This is a genomic window from Yersinia sp. J1, assembly GCF_050586585.1.
Taxonomy (GTDB): domain Bacteria; phylum Pseudomonadota; class Gammaproteobacteria; order Enterobacterales; family Enterobacteriaceae; genus Yersinia; species Yersinia entomophaga.
This window is the reverse complement of sequence record NZ_JBOBDP010000009.1, coordinates 1-19,482: the sequence shown is the minus strand read 5'-3', so window position 1 is coordinate 19,482 and position 19,482 is coordinate 1. Positions and strand designations below refer to the sequence as shown.

Sequence of the window (19,482 nt, the reverse complement as noted above, 5' to 3'; positions counted from 1 at the left end):
TTTCTACGCTTACCTTAATCTCCCCGCTATTGCGCTTATTGATGCAAATCAATTTGCCCCTCATATACCTCTAAGGTGGTAGATTGATGATTTATAACGTTTTTTGATAAGTTGTGGATTTTATTCATCTTTAGCTGAATGGTGTCAGTTCTGTGGTTTTTTTACCTTAAATAAATAAAAGGCAACGTGGGGAAGCGAGTTAGGTAAGCTAAAGGAAAGCGATATTTTTTACCGTCAAAGCGGTTAGGGCAGCAGGAGGAAGGATGACTGGGAAGAAGGTGCGAATTATCCACAGTGTGCGGCGCGTCGATCGCCCCGGTTTATGGCAGTTCAACCTGTCGCAGGGCAAGATTATCGGCATTGATGAGCAGCTAACTCAACCGCCTTCCGGCGATGAGGTGCTGGATGGGGAGGGCGGGCTGATTCTGCCACCTTTTATTGAGCCACATATTCATTTAGATACCACGCAAACGGCGGGAGAACCGGCGTGGAATCAGTCCGGCACGCTGTTTGAAGGTATAGAACGCTGGGCAGAGCGCAAGGCGTTGTTGACTCACGAAGATGTTAAACAGCGTGCCTGGCAAACGCTGAAATGGCAGATAGCCAACGGTATTCAGCATGTGCGAACCCACGTGGACGTTTCCGATCCCACCCTGACCGCGCTAAAAGCCATGCTGGAGATAAAGCAAGAAGTTAGCCCGTGGGTCGATATGCAAATCGTGGCTTTTCCGCAAGAAGGGATTTTATCTTATCCCGATGGCGAAGCCTTGCTGGAAGAAGCATTGCGTTTGGGAGCCGATGTGGTGGGTGCGATTCCGCATTTCGAATTCACCCGCGAATACGGCGTGGAATCCTTGCATAAGACCTTCGCACTGGCGCAAAAATATCAGCGGTTGGTGGATGTACACTGCGATGAAATCGATGATGAACAGTCGCGGTTTGTGGAAACCGTTGCGGCGCTGGCTCATAAAGAAGGGATGGGCGCTCGGGTCACTGCTAGCCATACCACCGCCATGCATTCCTATAATGGCGCTTATACCTCGCGTTTATTCCGGCTATTAAAGCTATCCGGCATTAATTTTGTTGCCAATCCGTTGGTCAATATCCATCTGCAAGGTCGTTTTGATACCTACCCTAAGCGGCGGGGGATTACGCGCGTTAAAGAGATGCTGGAATCAGGGATTAATGTCTGTTTCGGCCATGACGATGTTTTTGATCCCTGGTATCCGCTAGGTACTGCCAATATGTTGCAGGTGCTGCATATGGGTCTGCATATTTGCCAGCTAATGGGCTACGGGCAAATTAATGACGGGCTGAAGCTAGTGACTCACAATAGCGCCAGAACGCTGAATTTAAGCGGCTACGGTTTAGCCATTGGGCATCAGGCTAATCTGATCATTCTTCCGGCTGAAAATGGGTTTGAAGCGGTGAGGCGGCAGGTACCGGTGCGCTATTCTCTGCGTGCGGGGGAAATTATCGCGCAGACGCTGCCAGCGCAAAGCCGGATATATGTGGGAAATGAAGAACCTATTGATTTTCGTCGCGAGAAATAAAACCGCCTTCCCACGGCGCTGGCTGGGAAGGCGGTAATAATGGTGACTATTTTATGATGAGGGTAATGAGTTTATTACCGACGGTTAGTGAGTCACATGGCCGTGGCTACGGTGCTTGGTAAAGAAGCCCAGAGCCAGACACATCACGAATACGGCCAGATACAGGCCGTTAGCCGTTGCCAGCGCGGCGTGAACGCCTTTCTCTGCCACGATAGGCCCTGTGACCACGAAGGTCAGCATGGTCCCCACGGTGCCGCAGGTCAGGATAAAGTTAACCAGTTTCGGTGAGGAAACTTTGGTTTGCAGTGAGCCCAGAGTAATCAGGGTGGTGTAAATCGCGCTGGAAACAAAGCCTAGAGTCAGAATGTAGTAGCTCAGGTACTCCGGGCTTTCGGCAGACACAAACATGTACATGGCACCGGTAGCCAGTGCGGCCAGTACGGTAACGATACGTTGCAGGTCAAAGAAGCGCAGGATAAAGCTGAATACCCACATCCCGATCATGTAAGAGATCCAGAAGTTACTGACAAGCTGGCCAGCCTGACCGATGTCCATGCCGAAGGTTTTGGTCGCGTATTCCGGAACCCACTGGATAAAGCCGAGCTGGCCCAGGATGTAGCACAGGGCCGCAATCGCCAGGAACAGAACGCCGATGCCCCATTTTTCTTTCGCTACGGGTTTGCCCGCGTCGGTCGCTTTGTGGCCCAGAACCGGGAATTCGGAGAAAAGAGTCAGCACAAAAATAGCCAGGTACAACAGACCAATACAGGCGTAAACCCAATACCACTCAACGCTGCGAGCTAACAGCATCGCCGCGACTACCGGGAAAATCATCCCCGCCATACTAAAGAAGGAATCGGTAAACAGCAGGCGTGAACCGCGCTGACGGCCTTCGTACATATGGGTTACCAGGAAGGTACCAATAGACATGGTAATACCGCTGACCACCCCGAGAATAAACATGCTCGCGGAGAATATCATCAGGCTATGGCCAATCATCAAGCCAGCGATGGCAATCAGCATCAGAATAAAGCCGAAGATAAGTTGACGTTTCAGCGGGATGATTTCCATCAGCCAGGCGTTCAGGAAGATAGAGATCAGAATACCGGCGTTCAGAAAGGTAAAAGTGTTACTCATGCTGGCAATTGGCAGATTGAAATACTCTGCGATGTTGCCCATCACCATCCCAGTGACGATAACTAACGCACCGGTCAGCGCGTAAGAAAAGTAACTGATCCATGTGAGCCGAATGCGATTGCTGTTGTTCATAGATAGGGCCTGCGTGTCAGTAATAAAAGACGAGTTAGGATTAACTGGCATAGGGCTAAAACGGAACCAAACCGGTTTTCAGCGCTAAGGCGGCGAATCCTAGCACAGGCATGGCTCGTTTTTGTGACTTGTATCCGAATTTTAGTGCAATACATGAAAATTAGTGATGAAAAATGGCGAGTCATCACAAATAAAATGCGTTAATAACCACCGGATGAGCTTATCTCCAGTAAGCTCTCGCCTTTATTATGGTTCGTGTCAGCGCTATTTTTCAGTGCGGGAAAACTCAGGGTTGGAATGCTCTGAGGCCATGATATCGATATTTTATTATTCATCTGGATAAAGGGATTGTTTTGGTGAAGGGATTGACACCCTTGGGCAGCGCGTGACGTTGAGCCGGATAGGTTATCAGCGACGGCGTTTTTCTGCCTGGTTGGGGATATTCGCAATATTAATGCTGTTTATAGCGCCGATGGTGTCTATAACGCTGGCCTCTGCTCAAAACGCCGATTCAGCCGCACTGCTACCGAACATCGACACCGATGATTCGGCCATGTCTGATTATCATTCACACCCATCCAACTCTTATCATGATTCGGTAGCGATGGCGGCAATGAATCATTCCGACGTTATGCCGATGTCGAATCATTCGCCGATGATGAACCATGCGGCCTGTGATTATTGCCTGCTGCTGATCCATCTGCCGTTACTGAATGCGACGGATAAACCTGATATTCGCAGCGTGTCTTTATTGGCCGCGACGTTGCCGGTTTTGTTTATTTCAGAACCTATTGTCACCAAAGACGTTTATTCCAAATTACAGCCACGCGCCCCGCCAGTTTTTTATTCCTGATAGTGAAAATAACCAAATAACCATTCTAATGGCATGGATAAAACCTTGCCGGATGAACCTATTTCGTTTTAGGAATAATAATGTCTAACAAATATAACACCTGCAAAAAAAACAAACTGGCTTACGCCATAGCGTCCTCCTGTTCATTATTGGCTTTCAGCGCTATCAGTGCGTCTGACGTTCGCCATCAGCCTGCGTCGAATGTTGTGAATCAACCGAATGATGCCGAAGTGATTACCGTCACCGCGCCGCAGTATTCACCATTAACCATAGTGACATCGCCTAAAACGCCGCGCCAACCGGTTCCGGCCAGCGACGGTGCTGATTATCTGAAAACCATTCCCGGTTTTTCTCAGATTCGTAACGGCGGCACCAATGGTGATGTGGTATTTCGTGGGATGTTCGGTTCCCGCTTGAAGATCCTAACCGACGGTGCGGAGACGCTTGGCACCTGTCCATCGAGAATGGATGCGCCAACCTCTTATATTTCGCCAGAAAGCTACGATTTGCTGACCGTGGTAAAAGGGCCGCAGTCGGTACTGTGGGGCGCGGGAGCATCTGCGGGAACCGTGCTGTTTGAACGTGAACGACCACGCTTTGAGCAAACCGGCGTGACCGGTAATGGCAGTCTGCTGGTGGGTTCCAACGGTCGTTGGGACAAAAATCTCGACCTGAGTTTAGGCGGCGATCAGGGTTATTTGCGCATGATGGGCAATCAATCCCAAGCTGGCGACTATAAAGACGGTGTAGGCAATCGGGTGCCATCCCGCTGGGATAAGTGGAATGCCGATCTTGCCCTGGGCTGGACGCCGGATGAAGATACGCTGTTGGAAATGACGATGGGTAAAGGCGATGGCGAGGCGCGGTACGCCGGACGCGGTATGGATGGTTCTCAGTTTAAACGAGAAAGCCTGGGGCTACGTTTTGAGAAAAATCATATTGGCGAAGTGCTGGATAAAATTGAAGCCAAAATCTATTACAACTATGTCAATCATGTGATGGATAACAGTACCTTACGTACGCCACCGCATATGGCGATGTCCAGTAATCTGGATCGCCGCACCCTCGGTGGGCGCATGATGGGAACCTGGCTCTGGCAGGATATCAAACTAGAGGCCGGAGGCGATGCGCAAACCGATACTCATCGTAAAAACAATAAAACCCACTGGAGCAAAAACGCCAGTTTCACTCATTACGGCGTGTTTAGTGAGTTGACCTGGGAAATGAATGAGCAGGATAAAGCGATCGTTGGTGCTCGCCTCGATCATCATTCAGTCACTAACTATAAACGCGCTGATGAACCGGAGCGCACTGCCACGCTACCCGCCGGTTTTATCCGCCTTGAGCATAATTTGGCTGATTCGCCGGTGATGCTGTATGCAGGCATCGGTCATACCGAACGTTTCCCCGATTTCTGGGAGCTATTTTCCCCGACCTTTGGGCCTACCGGTTCTGCCAGCGCTTTTGACGGTGTGAAAAGTGAAAAAACCACCCAATTGGATATCGGCGGTCAGTATAGCGGTGAGCAGTTTAACGCCTGGGTTTCGGCCTACGCTGGGAAGGTTAATGATTTCATCCTGTTCAAATACGATCCTAAGAATCTGCGGATCAGTCAGGCAGACAATATCGACGCCACCATTATGGGCGGTGAGGCTGGGATGGCTTATGCCTTTAATGACCGTTGGAAAACCGATGCCAGTCTGGCTTATGCCCGTGGGCAAAATAATACCGACGGCCGACCATTACCGCAGATTTCACCATTAGAAGCCCGATTTGGACTGACTTATGAGAACGGTAATTGGAGCAGCACCGCGCTGTGGCGTTTGGTCAGTAGCCAGCACCGGGTCGCAATTAACGAAGGTAACGTGGTTGGGAAGGATTTTGCCAGCAGCGCCGGTTTTGGCGTACTTTCGGCCAACGTGGCCTATAAGTTTAACCCGCAGATAAAAGTGAGTACTGGTATCGATAATTTGCTGAATAAGGATTACAGCGAGCACCTTAATTTGGCGGGTAATAGCGGCTTTGGCTATTCAGCCAATACTCCGGTGAATGAGCCTGGGCGAACTATTTGGGCAAAGCTCAACGTCACTTTCTGATAGAAACGCATAGATAACCAAGGGCGTGGCGGTTTGGTTGCCGTCACGCCTGAGGCTTATTTCGGCGGTAATACGGATTCGCGGGTTATCACCGTGGGGACGAAGCTCATGGCGGGCGTTTGCGGGTTAATCAACAAACGCGTGGCGTACTGAGCCATTTCGACAATTGGAAAATGTAGGCTGGTGAGTGCCGGAGAAACAAAAGGCGCGCGTTCGCCGCTGTCGTAGCACAGCAGAGAGATATCTTGCGGAACCTGCAAATGATGCTTATTGATAGCCAGCAATGCGCCCAGAGCCATTTCTTCATTACAGCAATAGATCGCCGTCGGAGCTTGAGACTGGCGCAGCGCTTCATCCGCCCGCAGATAGCCGCTTTCCAGATCGTAAACCCCTTGCAGACAGGCGACCGGCGTTAAGTCGGCTGCGGCCATCGCATCCAGAAAACCTTGTAATCGTAATTGACTAGACTGACGTTCAGCGGAGCCGCTGATGCAGGCGATACGTTTATGACCGGCGTCGATCAAAACCTGTGTGGCAATCTGGCTGGCGCGGCGATGATCAAAGATAACGCAGCGTTCTTCCAGACCGCTTACCAGTCTGTCCAGTAACACAAAAGGGCGCTGGGTGGCCGCCAATTGTCTGAGCCGCTCATCGCTGAGGAAGCGAACGTGCAGAATTAATCCATCGCAGCGTAGGTTAAACAGTCGTTGAATAGCTTGCCATTCTTTCTCGGCGTTATCTCGCCCTTGGGTCACCAGTAATTGTTTGCCGTGAGATTCGGCTTCGGTTTGTACAAAATCCATCAACGCGCCAAAAAATCCACCACGGTAAGAGGTGGTGACTAACCCGAGAGTATTAGAGTGACTGGATGCCAATGCGCGCGCCGCAGGATTGGGGGTATAGCCCAATACGGCCACCGCTTGCTCGACTTTTTCTCGGGTCAGGGGTTTGACGTTGGTATCACCGTTGACCACGCGGGAAACCGTAGCTCGGGATACCCCGGCCAGTACCGCGACGTCTTCCAGCGTAACCATGTGCTGCTCCTGTTTTTCCAAACTTCAACCGCCAGCAAAACTGGCGGTTGAAAGCGGGTTGTTATCCCTTTACATCATTTAAACTGAGGTAAATAAGGCTTATTGGCCTCCAAAACCTCCTCTAATAGAGGCTGAGCGATACTGGCATTGGCGACCAGTGGGTTGGTGACCAGAGCCAGCAATGCGCTGCCGCGATCGCCATGGACCGCAGCCTCGATCGTTAAACGCTCATAGGCTTTCACCTGCTGAATTAATCCATGCATTGAGTCAGGTAATTGACCAAATGTCAGCGGATGTGCGCCTTGAGCATCAACGATACAGTTAGTTTCTACCACAGCATCGTCTGCTAAACCGCGAATTGCACCACGGTTTGCAGTATTCACTACTAATTGTGTGCCCAGATTATTATAAATCGACCGAATTAGCTCTAGGGCAACTTCCGAATAGAAAGAACCGCCGCGGAAACTGAGTTGCTCCGGTTTGGTATCCAGCTCTGGATCGGCATAGAGTTCGAACAGCTCTTTCTCCACCTGCATAACCTGCTCGGCACGGGTGCCGCGCTCGGCCGCTGCCGCCACTTCTTCGGTCAGCATATCCTGCGTTTGGTAGAAATAACGGTGGTATGGGCAAGGAATTGCGCCCATTGCTCGCAGGAATTCTGGTGGCCACGGCGCTTCTTTAATGTTGTTCATGGTTAGAGACGCGCCGTCGCACAGCATTTTCAGCACGTCGGCGGTCACATCTTTGCCCCGTTGCAGCACTTCATGCACCCAAACCATATGATTCAGTCCGGCAAAGCGCAGTTGAATATCTTCGTAAGGCGCGTGAAGCAGATTGGCGATCATGTGATGCATACTGATTGGTACATTACACAAGCCAATGATTTTAGCTTTGGTATAGCGGGAAACCGCTTCGGTGACGATGCCGGCCGGGTTGGTGAAGTTAATGATCCAGGCATTGGGCGCCAAACGTTCAACCCGATGAGCGATGTCCATCATCACTGGAATGGTGCGCAGCGCTTTAGCAAAGCCGCCGACGCCAGTGGTTTCCTGCCCAATCAGGTTGTATTTCAATCCCAAACGTTCATCCGTGGCGCGAGCAGGGAGCTGGCCGACACGGAATTGGGTCAGAACAAAATCGGCATCGCGAATGGCGTCATCCAGTGAGAAATGTACGCTGACCTTAACCTGCTCCAGGCCGTGGCGTGCCAGCATGCGCTCGGTGAGTGCGGCGATGATTTCGACTTTTTGACGGCCCTGTTCGACGTCAACCAGTGCTAATTCTGTCACCGGTAACTCATTGATTCGTTGAATTAAACCGTCAACTAACTCCGGCGTATAACTGCTGCCGCCACCAATAATGGCGATTTTAAACTTTTTCACTGTTGGCCTCCAAACGGCTCTGGCGAGGGTAAAGTTCGATCACGTAAAGATTGAATCCCACATGACCAAGGCATTGATAAATGTTGCCGGGTATAAACCAAAGCGATAAGCAATGTGCCGTTTCCTCGGTCATACCTATTAATCGAGTTGTATCTAATCGAGTTGTATCCGCTGCGCTCGCCGGTTTTTCGTCATGTATGTATCAGAGGAAGCTACGAGGAGGTTTTCGGCCAATGTCTATGGGTAGCTACTGTTTTCTACCGACAGAGATTCCGCACTAATCATCCTGTCGCCATGTCCCTCATCGCGTAACTCTGACTAGGTAAATTCAAAATGAGAGCGCTCTCATTTGTAGATGATTAACGATTAACCAAAATCAAAACGAGATGAAGCTCGCAAAAACGGCGGATGAAATGAAAATGGGTGGGCAAGGCGTGATCTGGCCTGCAAAACTATTCACTTATATTGGATGTATAAACGGCTTATTTCGGGCATTAACCGCAATTACACGAGTTTTTATCAGAAATGTCCGTTGTGTTAAGTAAATATTGGTAAATGGGTAGCGCTGAGGGGGACAGCTCTTTAGAATCAAGGCGCTTTTCCGTTGTTTGTCTCTAAGAGAAAGGAACCGTAATGTTTAAACGTACTTTAGTGACCTTCGCTACGCTGATCTCCCTGACTGCCATGGCTCCAGCCGCTTCTGCAGCCGCTGCTCCCCATGTATTGCTGACCACTTCGGCAGGGAATATTGAATTAGCGCTCGATAATCAGAAGGCACCGGTTTCCACCCAGAATTTTGTTAATTATGTTAATAGCGGATATTACAACAACACGGTTTTCCACCGTGTAATCCCAGGCTTTATGGTGCAGGGTGGTGGCTTTACTGCGGATTTGCAGCAAAAAGCGACCAATCCGCCAATCAAGAACGAAGCGGATAACGGCTTGCGTAATCTGCGCGGCACCATTTCTATGGCACGTACCGCCGATAAAGACAGCGCAACCAGTCAGTTCTTCCTGAACGTGGCGGACAATGCATTCCTCGATCACGGTCAACGTGATTTTGGTTATGCGGTATTTGGCAAGGTAGTAAAAGGCATGGATGTCGTCGATAAAATATCGCAAGTGCAAACGGAAAATATCGGGCCGTACCAAAACGTGCCGGTTAAACCAATTACCATCCTGTCAGCCAAAGTTTTACCTTAGTTCTCGACACCCCGTTGCTGTAATAACTAGCCGCGGGGTTTTCACTACTCTCAGCGTTAATTCCGTCCAATCATCCCTTTCTTAGCATCGAATTAAGCGCGACTCTCACCGCTTTTTTAGTCCTCATTATTGCCACATCTTTGCTGTATATTAACCCAACTTGGTTAGGGATAACGTTGGCCGGAATAGAATCCATATTGGGATAGCCCAGGAATCACCACAATAGTATCTGAGTAATTAGCCGAGCAGGGTTGTATGGATTATTTTCTGCGGTGACAAGGTAGTTAATTGACTATGAATCAGGATATTAAAGATCGTCGGCCAATACGTGCCAGAAATACAGCGTGGGCGACGACCTTCGCCAGAGTATTACAACAGCGCGGCGCAACGCCCAACGGCATTTCCCTCTTTAGCATTCTCTTTTCTGCATTGGCTGGGCTCAGTTTCTTCTGCGCTTTTCGTCAGGATTCAGCGCTGGTCAGCGGCCTATTGCTTATCGCCGCGGCTTTCATGATTCAGGCTCGGTTAATCTGCAATTTATTAGACGGCATGGTCGCGGTAGAAGGCGGATTACGAAGCCCTGTGGGCGCGGTATATAACGATTTACCGGATCGCATCTCCGATACTTTGATTTTAATTGGCGTGGGCTACGGTTTAACCGCTTTTACCGATGCAATAACGCTAAGCTGGGCCGCAGCACTATTCGCCGCAATGACGGCCTATGTCCGCGTTTTGGGCGGTAGCTGCGGTTTAGCTCAACAATTCAGTGGGCCAATGGCTAAGCAACACCGCATGGCTCTGTTAACCCTCGGCACAGTGATTGCCGCAGTTGTGCCTGCCTATAACCAATGGATTTTATATCTCTGCCTGTGGATTATTGGCCTCGGGACCATTGTTACCGCGATTTTACGTACCCGCGCGGTAATGAATGAACTCCAGCGGAAGGAATTGCCACCTAATGATTAAATTTCCTTTTATTCTCAGTAGCAAACTGGTGGCGACCATTCTGGTGTCTTTATGCCGTTTGCTGACCGGAATTCGAGCTCGCTGGCTTGCTCCGTTACCAGATAAACAGGTCAGAATTTACTATGCCAATCATTCCAGTCATTTAGATGGGCTGGTGATCTGGGCGAGCATGCCGCGCCATTTGCGCAGTCAGGTTCATCCAGTGGCAGCAGCGGATTATTGGTCGAAAACACGGTTACGCCGTTATCTGGCGAAGTATGTTTTTCACGCGGTGCTGGTGGAGCGCCGTACGGTGGAGGGTCGCGCTGAAGCGCGTAAAAATCCGCTGACGCCGCTATTGGAAACGTTGGAGAACAATCAGTCGCTAATTTTATTCCCTGAAGGCACGCGCGGTGATGGAGAAAATATTCAAAGCTTTAAAAGTGGGATTTATCACTTGGCTCGCCAATGCCCAGACGTCGAATTAGTTCCCGTGTGGCTGGAAAACCTCAATCGCGTATTACCGAAAGGTTCCAAACTGGTGGTGCCTTTTATTTGCTCAGCGACCTTTGGCGTACCGGTGACAGGCTTGCAGGCGGGAGAAGATAAAGCGGCTTTTCTGGCGCGAATTAAAGCGGCACTAGAGGAAATGGCACCATGATGGCGTTTGATAATGAATTAAAATTGCTGCTGTGCGGTTTATTCGGTTTATTGACGATCGCCAGTTTGATTGGCTTTATTCTTTCCCGCGTGAACGTTTCTCCTGCGGCACGTAGCACTATTTTAAACCTGAATGCCCGCATTCGAGCCTGGTGGTTGATGTGTATTATTTCCGTGCTGGCGATGGCGCTGGGCACTATTGGTTCTGTGGTGTTATTTGCTCTGATGTCATTTTTTGCCCTGCGAGAATGCATCACTCTTACGCCAACCCGACGCGGCGATCATGAAGCGCTGTTTTGGTGTTTCTTCATTATGCTGCCGGTACAGTATTTATTGGTTGGTATGGAAGCCTACGGGATATTTGCGGTATTTATCCCGGTTTACGCTTTTCTGTTTATTCCAACCCGCATTGCTTTATCCGGTGATACCCAGCATTTCCTCGAGCGAACGGCGAAAATTCAGTGGAGCATGATGATTGCGGTTTACTGTATTAGCCACGCGCCAGCGCTGCTGATGCTGAATATTCCCGGCTATGAAAATCAAAATATCAAACTGCTGCTGTTTTTGATGATAGTGGTGCAGCTTTCGGACGTTCTGCAATATGTATTCGGTAAGCTTTTTGGCAAACGTCCTATTGTGCCGAAATTAAGTCCGAATAAAACTGTGGAAGGTTTTATCGGCGGAATTCTCAGCGCCAGCCTGATTGGCGCCAGTTTATGGTGGGCGACGCCGTTTAGCTTCTGGCAGGCCGGATTAATCTCGTTGCTGATTACCTTATTGGGCTTTGCCGGCGGCTTGTGTATGTCGGCGATCAAACGAGATCGCGGAATTAAAGATTTCGGCGCCATGATTGAAGGGCACGGTGGCATGATGGATCGTATTGATTCTTTATGTTTTGCCGCTCCGGTGTTTTTCCATGTGGTACGGTATTTTTATAGCTAGATACCTTACTCGCAAGCGGGGGGCTGCAGTTTGGCAAACAGAGGATGTTACTGAGATTCGCGCCTATAATTTCGGCATAAAGCTATCGTTTCTGAATAAAATCGTTTCAGAATAAAAAAGGTGAAGGCAAATGAGTGAGCAGCCGTTAGTCATTGCTAAAACTGGAGGCCGAACCGCTTCTGCAACCGGTGAGCTGGCGATTTTGCCGGCTTTGGCCAACCGGCATGGTTTGATTACCGGCGCTACAGGCACCGGTAAAACGGTGACATTGCAAAAAATGGCCGAGCAATTCTCCCGCATTGGCGTACCGGTATTTTTAGCCGATGTGAAAGGTGATTTGTCCGGTATTGGTGCCGAAGGCGCGGGATCTGAAAAACTCTTGGCTCGTTTGGCTGCGATTGGCGTCAATGACTGGGAGCCGCAGGCTTGCTCGATTATTCCGTGGGATATCTTTGGTGAAAAAGGGCATCCGGTTCGGGCAACGATTTCCGATCTTGGGCCTTTGCTGCTAGGCCGTTTGTTAGATCTGAACGATGTGCAAAGCGGCGTGCTGCAATTGGTATTTAAAATTGCCGATGACAGAGGCTTATTGCTGTTGGATATGAAAGATTTGCGCGCCGTGGTGCAGTTTGTGGGAGATAACGCCAAAGATTTCCGCACTCAGTACGGCAATATCTCGCCGGCTTCTATCGGGTCGATTCAGCGCGGTTTATTGACCTTGGAGCAGCAGGGGGCGAACCAGTTCTTCGGTGAACCCATGCTGGATATTCAGGATTTAATGCGAGTAGATAGCAATGGGCGGGGGATTATCAACCTGCTGGCTGCGGATAAGCTGATTAATCAGCCGAAACTCTATTCCATTTTCCTGCTGTGGTTGCTGGCGGAACTGTTTGAGCAGTTACCAGAAGTGGGTGATGTAGAGAAACCAAAGCTGGTGTTCTTCTTTGACGAAGCTCATTTGCTGTTCAACGATGCGCCAACGGCGTTGCTGGACAAAATTGAACAGGTGGTGCGCTTAATTCGTTCAAAAGGCGTGGGAATTTACTTTGTTACGCAAAATCCGCTAGATATTCCCGATAAAATTCTCGGCCAGCTTGGTAATCGGGTGCAGCACGCTTTACGCGCGTTCACTCCTCGCGATCAGAAAACGGTAAAATCGGCAGCGCAAACGATGCGAGCCAATCCGGCTTTTAGCGCGGAACAAGCCATAACCGAATTGGGCGTGGGTGAGGCTTTAGTCTCTTTTCTCGATGAAAAGGGACGGCCAAACGTCGTGGAGCGGGCGATGGTGATAGCGCCGCAATCGAAAATGGGTGCTTTAGATGATGCCGCTCGAAATCATGCGCTGAATCATTCGCCATTGTACGGTCGTTATGAGGAAATGGTGGATCGTGAATCCGCCTATGAAAAACTGGCCGCAGACGGTTTTTCTACGGTTGGACAGGCTGCCGAAGCGGGCAAAACTGTGCCGTCATCGCCTAATGAACCGGCAGCTGGCGGTGGGCTGATGGCTGGATTGAACGATTTGCTGTTTGGTTCTACCGGCCCGCGCGGCGGCAAGCGTGATGGTATTGTCCAAACTGCGGCTAAAAGCATGGCGCGAGATTTGGGGCGGCAAATTTTGCGCGGTGTATTGGGTTCGATTACCGGTGGCCGTAAACGCTAGGTTTTGCGACAAACTCATCAACGAATGACGTGAAAATCAGTAAGATGGCAGGGTCATGATTTAGGTTGGATTGAAAATGCTATTACTGATTGATAACTACGATTCGTTTACTTACAACCTTTACCAGTACTTTTGCGAATTGGGTACAGAGGTGCTGGTAAAGCGTAATGATGAACTGCAACTCTCTGATATAGAAGAACTCGCGCCTTCCCATCTGGTGATTTCGCCCGGCCCCTGTACGCCGAACGAAGCCGGTATCTCGCTGGCGGCGATCGGTCATTTTGCCGGCAAAATGCCGATTCTAGGCGTGTGTTTGGGGCATCAGGCGCTGGGGCAAGCTTTGGGTGCCAGCATCGTGAGAGCGCGTCAGGTTATGCACGGGAAAACCACGGCTATTAACCATAATAACCAGGGTGTCTTCCGTGGATTAAATCAGCCACTTACTGTGACTCGCTACCATTCTCTGGTTATCGCGCCAGAAACGCTGCCAGATTGCTTTGAAGTGACGGCGTGGACCGAGCGAAACGGTGCGTTCGATGAAATTATGGGGATACGCCACCGCACGCTTCCGCTGGAAGGCGTGCAATTTCATCCGGAAAGCATCCTCAGCGAGCAAGGTCATCAGCTGCTGGATAATTTTCTTAAAAATTAATGCATTACGATTGTTTTCGTGTTCGTAGCGTTTTTTGTTTGCCTGTTTGTGATTTTTTATGCATATTTTGTGATTATATTTTCACTAATGGCGAGCGGTATCAGCGCGTATCATCAAGGCGGACAGCGGAATGACAGAAAAATCAGCGGTAAATCGGAGCACGTTTGATCGAGTGATTCTACCGGTTTATGCACCAGCTCAGTTTATTCCCGTTAAAGGAAAAGGCAGTCGGGTCTGGGATCAGCAAGGCAATGAATATATCGATTTTGCTGGCGGAATTGCGGTCACGGCTCTAGGCCATTGCCATCCAGCGTTGGTTGCTGCGCTGCATCAGCAAGGGGAAGCCTTGTGGCATACCAGCAACGTTTTCACCAATGAACCCGCATTACGCCTGGCTGAGAAGCTGATTGACGCTACCTTTGCCGATCGGGTGTTCTTCGCCAACTCCGGTGGCGAGGCCAATGAAGCCGCTTTCAAACTGGCGCGCCACTACGCCATTGAGCGCCATAGTCCGTATAAAACCAAGATTATCGCTTTCCATAATGCTTTTCACGGACGCACGTTGTTCACCGTATCCGTCGGTGGGCAACCTAAATATTCCGACGGTTTTGGCCCAAAACCCGCTGATATTATCCACGTGCCTTTCAACGATTTAGCCGCAGTAAAAGCGGTGATGGACGACCATACCTGCGCCGTCGTATTGGAGCCGATTCAGGGAGAAGGCGGCATCACCGCAGCGGATCCGGTATTCATGCAGGGGCTGCGTGAACTGTGCGATCGTCATCAGGCATTGTTGGTATTCGATGAGGTTCAAAGTGGCATGGGACGCAGCGGCAAGCTGTTCACCTATATGCACTACGGCATTACGCCGGATATCCTGACCACGGCGAAGGCGCTGGGTGGTGGTTTCCCAATCAGCGCAATGCTGACAACGGAGGAAATTGCCTCGGTGATGACCGTTGGCACCCACGGTACGACTTACGGGGGTAATCCTTTGGCCTGTGCAGTGGCAGAAGCGGCGCTGGATGTGATTAATACCCCACAGGTGTTAGATGGCATAGCGCAGCGTCACGACCTGTTTGCGGAGGCATTAACGGCTATCGGGAAGCAATACGATCTGTTCACCGATATTCGCGGGATGGGATTGCTTATCGGCGCTGAGCTGAAGCCACAGTATCATGGGAGGGCGCGTGATTTCCTGACCGCAGCAGCGGCCAACGGATTGATGATTTTAAACGCCGGGCCGAATGTGCTGCGTTTTGCACCATCGTTAGTGATTGAATTAGAAGACATCGAGCAGGGTATGGCGCGATTTGCGCAGGCTGTTGCCGCAGTTCTAGACGCTGAATAACGGCAAGTCGCCGCTTTGTTGCGTGGTCATCACAGAGACAGTATGGATCGGCTTGGCGTTGGGCAACTGCAAGATGTGCATCTCCAAAAGTTAGTCAGTGGCGTCCTGTAATTAGGACGCCTCATCAGCCCGGTAATTTATTCCTCAATTATGTTCCGCTAGTGTTTTTTTAAACACTCAGCTATCCCGAAGCTTTCTGCTCAGCCAAATGCCATGATGTGGTCGTTGTCGCCAGGCTAAAGACGAGATGGTGTGCATCACGCTTAGATGGGACAAAATGCGCCTGAGATGGCGTTCCATTTCGGTGATTGGCATATCCGGATGTAGCTCTGGTGGACGCATAAAGCTATTTTCGCTGCTCGGCCCGTCGTATTCCAACCGCTGCTGACAGCTTTGCAACGCAATTTCACAGCGCTGTAAATACTCTTCCGCCAGTTTCTCAGTCAGCATGTAATGATCCCGCGCCAGAATTGTCATCGCGTTGATATGCTCGACGATAAACTGGCTGTGAGTCACCCACAGACGCATATCGGCCAGATAACGGGAGTTAAAGCCCGGTTCCTGCATTGCCTGATTAAGGGAAGTAAACACCGCGTTATGTGCCTGATTAACCTGCATTCGTTCATTTGCCAGCTCGCCAAGGTTAGGCGTCTTTTTGAGTAATAACTGCAGGATATTTTGATCGCTTTCCAGTGCCTGATGAGCGTTTTTACGCAGCAGACCGCTTTGCCATTGCGGCCACAGCCAGATGGTGCTCCCAAAGGCCAGCGCACAGCCAATCAGAGTATCAATCAGGCGCGGAACCAGAAAATGCAGGCCATTGAGTGCCAGCAGTTGCAACGTATACACGGCGGTAATAGTCAGCCCAATGACCGCCAGGCCGTAGTTTTTCCGCAGAACCAAATACGCGGCTAGCGTGATAAACAGCATAATGGTCAGCGTGGTACCTTGTGGAAGCTGAAGTTGCAGCAGACCGGCTGCAATAACCAGCCCGACCAACGTTCCCAAGGCTCTGTGCTGAATTCTTACCCGCGTCGCGTTATAACCGTTTTGGGTGACCAACATCACGGTCAATAAAATCCAGTAGGGTTTAGGCAGATTAAATGCCATTCCCAAACTGCTGCCGACGGCTAGCGTAACGGCCAGACGGCCGGCATTACGCAGCGCGACGGATTTAAACGAAAGATAACTGGCGAGCGCTGGCCAGAACGGCAACCGGTGTTGGTCCGACATTAAATCTCGCCGATAGAGCGGCCGTTGGTTACGCAGCAAGCGCGCGATGCGACGGAAATGATAATAACAAAACTGGCCAACCGGATTATCCGGGTGCTGTCCGGCGATTTTTTCCAGCGCTGCCAGCTCGTTGGTCATGGTAAAACGCTGTAATTCATGGCGGTGATACAGAAGATTATCAGCGACGACCCGCAAACGATGAGCAATGACCTGCGCATTCCGCCGGATGACCGCTTCTGCATGGCTTTGTTCCACCAGTTTTTGCACTTCTTCCGGTTGGTGCAGACTGACAGTAATGTGCTCCTGCAAATCCAGCGCCACCTGAAACATTAATCGTAGCCGCTTTTGCTCCCTTTTATGAGTATGAGGAAGCATATTAAGTTGCTGATAAAGCTGGGTTATTAAATCCATTACGCCCTGCTGGCGTTGTAGCAACGGCGGCAATGCGGTTTCCGGATCGATATGTTGAGTCAGCAAACTGTATTTGGCTTCTAAATAATCGGCTAACTGGCGATATAGCTGGCTCAGGGTTTCTCGCATCGGCTGTTCTTTCCACAGGCGGAACCACAGGCCGGTAAATAGCCCGTACCAGGCGGTGCCAACGATGAAAAGTAGCGGAGTGTGCCAAATTGGGAAGCGGCCAATCATGCTTAGTGTGAATATCGCAGCGACTAGCGCAGCGGGCAATAAACGGGCGTGCAGGGGGCTGATGGCTCCGTTAACGCCTAAAATGAGAGTCAGGCCAAACATAATCAGGGGGAGGGGAATATGCCACAGCAGGAATTGTTGAATCAGAAAACTGCTGAGGGCGAATAAAGTTCCGCCAACGACTAAGCGTTTGGTGAAGTGCTTATGGGGGGTATCTAGGCCAGCGATATTGCAGCAGGCAGGGACTAAGGAAAATAACAGGCCAAGCTGCAAATTACCGAGCAACAAAGCGATAGCCACAGGCAAACACAGCACCAGCGTTTGCCGTAATGCATAGTTTACTTCAGGGTGGTAAATCAGCCGACGCCACATCAGGTCAATATCCGTCGTCCATATGCAGACAAAGAAAAAACCGGTGCCATGTTAAGCACAGGGAACCGGTTTTTTTAGGTAATTAACGGGTGCCGTAAACGACAATCGTTTTACCATGCGCAGAGATCAGGTTTTGATCTTCGAGCATTTTCAGGATTCGACCGACGGTTTCGCGGGAGCAGCCAACAATCTGGCCAATTTCCTGGCGAGTAATCTTAATCTGCATCCCATCTGGGTGTGTCATTGCATCAGGCTGTTTTGCCAGATTAAGCAGCGTTTGCGCGATACGCCCGGTCACATCAAGGAAAGCAAGGTTGCCCACTTTCTCGGATGTAATTTGCAGGCGATTCGCCATCTGCGAAGACAGACGCATCAAGATATCTGGATTAACCTGAATCAGCTGACGGAATTTTTTGTAAGAAATTTCAGCCACTTCACAGGCGGTTTTTGCACGAACCCAAGCACTACGTTCTTGGCCTTCTTCAAATAATCCAAGTTCACCGATGAAATCCCCCTGGTTTAAATAGGAGAGAATCATTTCTTTACCTTCTTCATCTTTGATCAGAACCGCAACGGAACCTTTCACGATGTAGTAAAGCGTTTCGGCTTTTTCACCCTGGTGAATCAGCGTACTCTTCGATGGATACTTGTGAATATGGCAATGAGACAGGAACCATTCGAGAGTTGGGTCTGTTTGTGGCTTGCCGAGAACCATTCGCTGTTATCCTCTGTTGTTATCGCTGCCTAACTTAACAGGGCTCAGAGTTCCCTGTACGGCGTGTTTATAAAATACACTTTCTATTAGCATATTAATTTGCTCAACTACCGAAAGGTATAGCCAATATACATCTCAGATAGAGACCCTTCACTGAGTCTTGATCTCTACCCTTTTTATTCTAAGAAACATCTCTTCGGCTCTGTTTGTAGCACAGGATGAGGCCAGTGTCTTGTGTTGTATCGCTTCAGCATGATGAGGGTCTGGTTACATTGCCACTTTATGAATGAAAGAGTAGTCTGATTCGGAAAAACTAATAGGGAGTGACGGGTATGCAGGCACGAGTAAAATGGGTTGAAGGTCTGACTTTTTTGGGTGAATCCGCCTCTGGTCATCAGGTTTTAATGGATGGTAACGCCGGAGATAAAGCCCCAAGCCCGATGGAAATGTTGCTGATGGCGGCCGGTGGCTGTAGCGCTATCGATGTGGTGTCCATTTTGCAAAAAGGGCGCAACGATGTGCACGACTGCGAAGTAAAATTGACCTCCGAGCGTCGGGAGGAAGCCCCTCGCCTGTTTACCTTGATTAACCTGCATTTTGTCGTCAGTGGTAAAGATTTGACCGAAAAAGCCGTCGAGCGAGCCGTTGAGCTTTCCGCGGAGAAATACTGCTCGGTAGCCCTGATGTTGGGTAAGGCTGCCAAAATCACCCACAGTTTTGAAATTCGCTCTCTAACCTGACCATATTTATCAACGCCCGGTTTATTCGCTCCGGGCGTTGTATTTATAGGATTCATATACGTACAGAATTGCTTGTATCACTGCCTGTTTATCCGGAAACTGCTACTCAAAGACTCAAAGACTCAAAGACTCAAAGACTCAAAGACTCAAAGACTCAAAGACTCAAAG

General features: G+C 49.9%; 16 protein-coding genes. 11 read left to right on the top strand and 5 right to left on the bottom strand.

The window, feature by feature from the left end; translation table 11 throughout:
- The first annotated feature begins 263 nt into the window (after window positions 1-263).
- The gene (locus ACQ4OC_RS13280) at window positions 264-1,553 is read left to right on the top strand and encodes a cytosine deaminase (RefSeq protein ID WP_064515634.1); all 1,290 of its coding nucleotides are present in this window, start codon (window positions 264-266) and stop codon (window positions 1,551-1,553) included.
- Between the two features lie 84 nt (window positions 1,554-1,637).
- On the opposite strand, the gene tsgA is transcribed toward ACQ4OC_RS13280, so the two are convergent.
- Window positions 1,638-2,822, bottom strand: coding sequence for an MFS transporter TsgA (gene tsgA, locus ACQ4OC_RS13275; protein WP_064515632.1), 1,185 nt, complete (start codon window positions 2,820-2,822; stop codon window positions 1,638-1,640).
- Between the two features lie 454 nt (window positions 2,823-3,276).
- On the opposite strand from tsgA, the gene ACQ4OC_RS13270 reads away from it, so the two are divergent.
- On the top strand, window positions 3,277-3,675 hold the full coding sequence (locus ACQ4OC_RS13270) for a DUF2946 family protein (protein ID WP_084414326.1): 399 nt from the start codon (window positions 3,277-3,279) through the stop codon (window positions 3,673-3,675).
- Window positions 3,676-3,755: 80 nt separating this feature from the next.
- Entirely contained in the window at window positions 3,756-5,771 is a 2,016-nt protein-coding gene (locus ACQ4OC_RS13265; RefSeq protein WP_430971230.1) for a TonB-dependent copper receptor, read from the top strand.
- A gap of 56 nt (window positions 5,772-5,827) precedes the next feature.
- On the opposite strand, the gene ACQ4OC_RS13260 is transcribed toward ACQ4OC_RS13265, so the two are convergent.
- Both ACQ4OC_RS13260 and ACQ4OC_RS13255 read right to left on the bottom strand, forming a co-directional pair.
- A complete protein-coding gene (locus ACQ4OC_RS13260; RefSeq protein WP_064515629.1) occupies window positions 5,828-6,805 on the bottom strand; it encodes a LacI family DNA-binding transcriptional regulator in 978 nt (325 codons plus the stop codon).
- A gap of 74 nt (window positions 6,806-6,879) precedes the next feature.
- A complete protein-coding gene (locus ACQ4OC_RS13255) occupies window positions 6,880-8,187 on the bottom strand; it encodes a 6-phospho-beta-glucosidase (RefSeq protein ID WP_064515628.1) in 1,308 nt (435 codons plus the stop codon).
- A 633-nt stretch (window positions 8,188-8,820) separates the two neighbouring features.
- Between ACQ4OC_RS13255 and ppiA the strand changes: the two genes are divergently transcribed.
- The 7 genes from ppiA (at window position 8,821) to argD (ending at window position 15,606) form a co-directional block, all read left to right on the top strand.
- The gene (gene ppiA / locus ACQ4OC_RS13250) at window positions 8,821-9,390 is read left to right on the top strand and encodes a peptidylprolyl isomerase A (RefSeq protein WP_120805360.1); all 570 of its coding nucleotides are present in this window, start codon (window positions 8,821-8,823) and stop codon (window positions 9,388-9,390) included.
- A 294-nt stretch (window positions 9,391-9,684) separates the two neighbouring features.
- Window positions 9,685-10,356: a CDP-alcohol phosphatidyltransferase family protein gene (locus ACQ4OC_RS13245; protein ID WP_064515626.1), complete on the top strand. Its 672-nt coding sequence runs from the start codon at window positions 9,685-9,687 to the stop codon at window positions 10,354-10,356.
- Window positions 10,349-10,996 (top strand): lysophospholipid acyltransferase family protein, encoded by a 648-nt coding sequence (locus ACQ4OC_RS13240; RefSeq protein WP_064515624.1) that lies wholly within the window; start codon window positions 10,349-10,351, stop codon window positions 10,994-10,996. The genes ACQ4OC_RS13245 and ACQ4OC_RS13240 overlap by 8 nt, the downstream gene beginning before the upstream one ends.
- Window positions 10,993-11,937 carry a phosphatidate cytidylyltransferase gene (locus tag ACQ4OC_RS13235; RefSeq protein WP_064515622.1) on the top strand — a complete coding sequence of 315 codons (945 nt, stop codon included), beginning with the start codon at window positions 10,993-10,995 and terminating at the stop codon, window positions 11,935-11,937. The genes ACQ4OC_RS13240 and ACQ4OC_RS13235 overlap by 4 nt, the downstream gene beginning before the upstream one ends.
- Window positions 11,938-12,067: 130 nt before the next feature.
- A complete protein-coding gene (locus ACQ4OC_RS13230) occupies window positions 12,068-13,603 on the top strand; it encodes a helicase HerA-like C-terminal domain-containing protein (RefSeq protein ID WP_120805364.1) in 1,536 nt (511 codons plus the stop codon).
- A gap of 76 nt (window positions 13,604-13,679) precedes the next feature.
- On the top strand, window positions 13,680-14,255 hold the full coding sequence (locus tag ACQ4OC_RS13225) for an aminodeoxychorismate synthase component II (protein ID WP_064515618.1): 576 nt from the start codon (window positions 13,680-13,682) through the stop codon (window positions 14,253-14,255).
- Between the two features lie 130 nt (window positions 14,256-14,385).
- Window positions 14,386-15,606: a bifunctional acetylornithine/succinyldiaminopimelate transaminase gene (gene argD / locus ACQ4OC_RS13220; protein WP_064515616.1), complete on the top strand. Its 1,221-nt coding sequence runs from the start codon at window positions 14,386-14,388 to the stop codon at window positions 15,604-15,606.
- Between the two features lie 177 nt (window positions 15,607-15,783).
- On the opposite strand, the gene ACQ4OC_RS13215 is transcribed toward argD, so the two are convergent.
- Together ACQ4OC_RS13215 and crp are read right to left on the bottom strand one after the other, a co-directional pair.
- Window positions 15,784-17,859, bottom strand: coding sequence for a YccS/YhfK family putative transporter (locus ACQ4OC_RS13215; protein WP_120805366.1), 2,076 nt, complete (start codon window positions 17,857-17,859; stop codon window positions 15,784-15,786).
- 82 nt (window positions 17,860-17,941) lie between these two features.
- Window positions 17,942-18,574, bottom strand: coding sequence for a cAMP-activated global transcriptional regulator CRP (gene crp, locus ACQ4OC_RS13210; RefSeq protein WP_002212297.1), 633 nt, complete (start codon window positions 18,572-18,574; stop codon window positions 17,942-17,944).
- A 332-nt stretch (window positions 18,575-18,906) separates the two neighbouring features.
- Here crp and ACQ4OC_RS13205 point away from each other — a divergent pair, with 332 nt between their 5' ends.
- A complete protein-coding gene (locus ACQ4OC_RS13205) occupies window positions 18,907-19,314 on the top strand; it encodes an OsmC family protein (protein WP_064515613.1) in 408 nt (135 codons plus the stop codon).
- Window positions 19,315-19,482 lie beyond the last annotated feature (168 nt).

Excerpts from the sequence above, each read along its gene's own strand:
- ACQ4OC_RS13280 (WP_064515634.1), top strand. The coding sequence starts at position 264 with ATGACTGGGAAGAAGGTGCGAATTATCCACAGTGTGCGGCGCGTCGAT.
- tsgA (WP_064515632.1), bottom strand. The coding sequence starts at position 2,822 with ATGAACAACAGCAATCGCATTCGGCTCACATGGATCAGTTACTTTTCT.
- ACQ4OC_RS13270 (WP_084414326.1), top strand. The coding sequence starts at position 3,277 with ATGCTGTTTATAGCGCCGATGGTGTCTATAACGCTGGCCTCTGCTCAA.
- ACQ4OC_RS13265 (WP_430971230.1), top strand. The coding sequence starts at position 3,756 with ATGTCTAACAAATATAACACCTGCAAAAAAAACAAACTGGCTTACGCC.
- ACQ4OC_RS13260 (WP_064515629.1), bottom strand. The coding sequence starts at position 6,805 with ATGGTTACGCTGGAAGACGTCGCGGTACTGGCCGGGGTATCCCGAGCT.
- ppiA (WP_120805360.1), top strand. The coding sequence starts at position 8,821 with ATGTTTAAACGTACTTTAGTGACCTTCGCTACGCTGATCTCCCTGACT.
- ACQ4OC_RS13245 (WP_064515626.1), top strand. The coding sequence starts at position 9,685 with ATGAATCAGGATATTAAAGATCGTCGGCCAATACGTGCCAGAAATACA.
- ACQ4OC_RS13240 (WP_064515624.1), top strand. The coding sequence starts at position 10,349 with ATGATTAAATTTCCTTTTATTCTCAGTAGCAAACTGGTGGCGACCATT.
- ACQ4OC_RS13235 (WP_064515622.1), top strand. The coding sequence starts at position 10,993 with ATGATGGCGTTTGATAATGAATTAAAATTGCTGCTGTGCGGTTTATTC.
- ACQ4OC_RS13230 (WP_120805364.1), top strand. The coding sequence starts at position 12,068 with ATGAGTGAGCAGCCGTTAGTCATTGCTAAAACTGGAGGCCGAACCGCT.
- ACQ4OC_RS13225 (WP_064515618.1), top strand. The coding sequence starts at position 13,680 with ATGCTATTACTGATTGATAACTACGATTCGTTTACTTACAACCTTTAC.
- argD (WP_064515616.1), top strand. The coding sequence starts at position 14,386 with ATGACAGAAAAATCAGCGGTAAATCGGAGCACGTTTGATCGAGTGATT.
- ACQ4OC_RS13215 (WP_120805366.1), bottom strand. The coding sequence starts at position 17,859 with ATGTGGCGTCGGCTGATTTACCACCCTGAAGTAAACTATGCATTACGG.
- crp (WP_002212297.1), bottom strand. The coding sequence starts at position 18,574 with ATGGTTCTCGGCAAGCCACAAACAGACCCAACTCTCGAATGGTTCCTG.
- ACQ4OC_RS13205 (WP_064515613.1), top strand. The coding sequence starts at position 18,907 with ATGCAGGCACGAGTAAAATGGGTTGAAGGTCTGACTTTTTTGGGTGAA.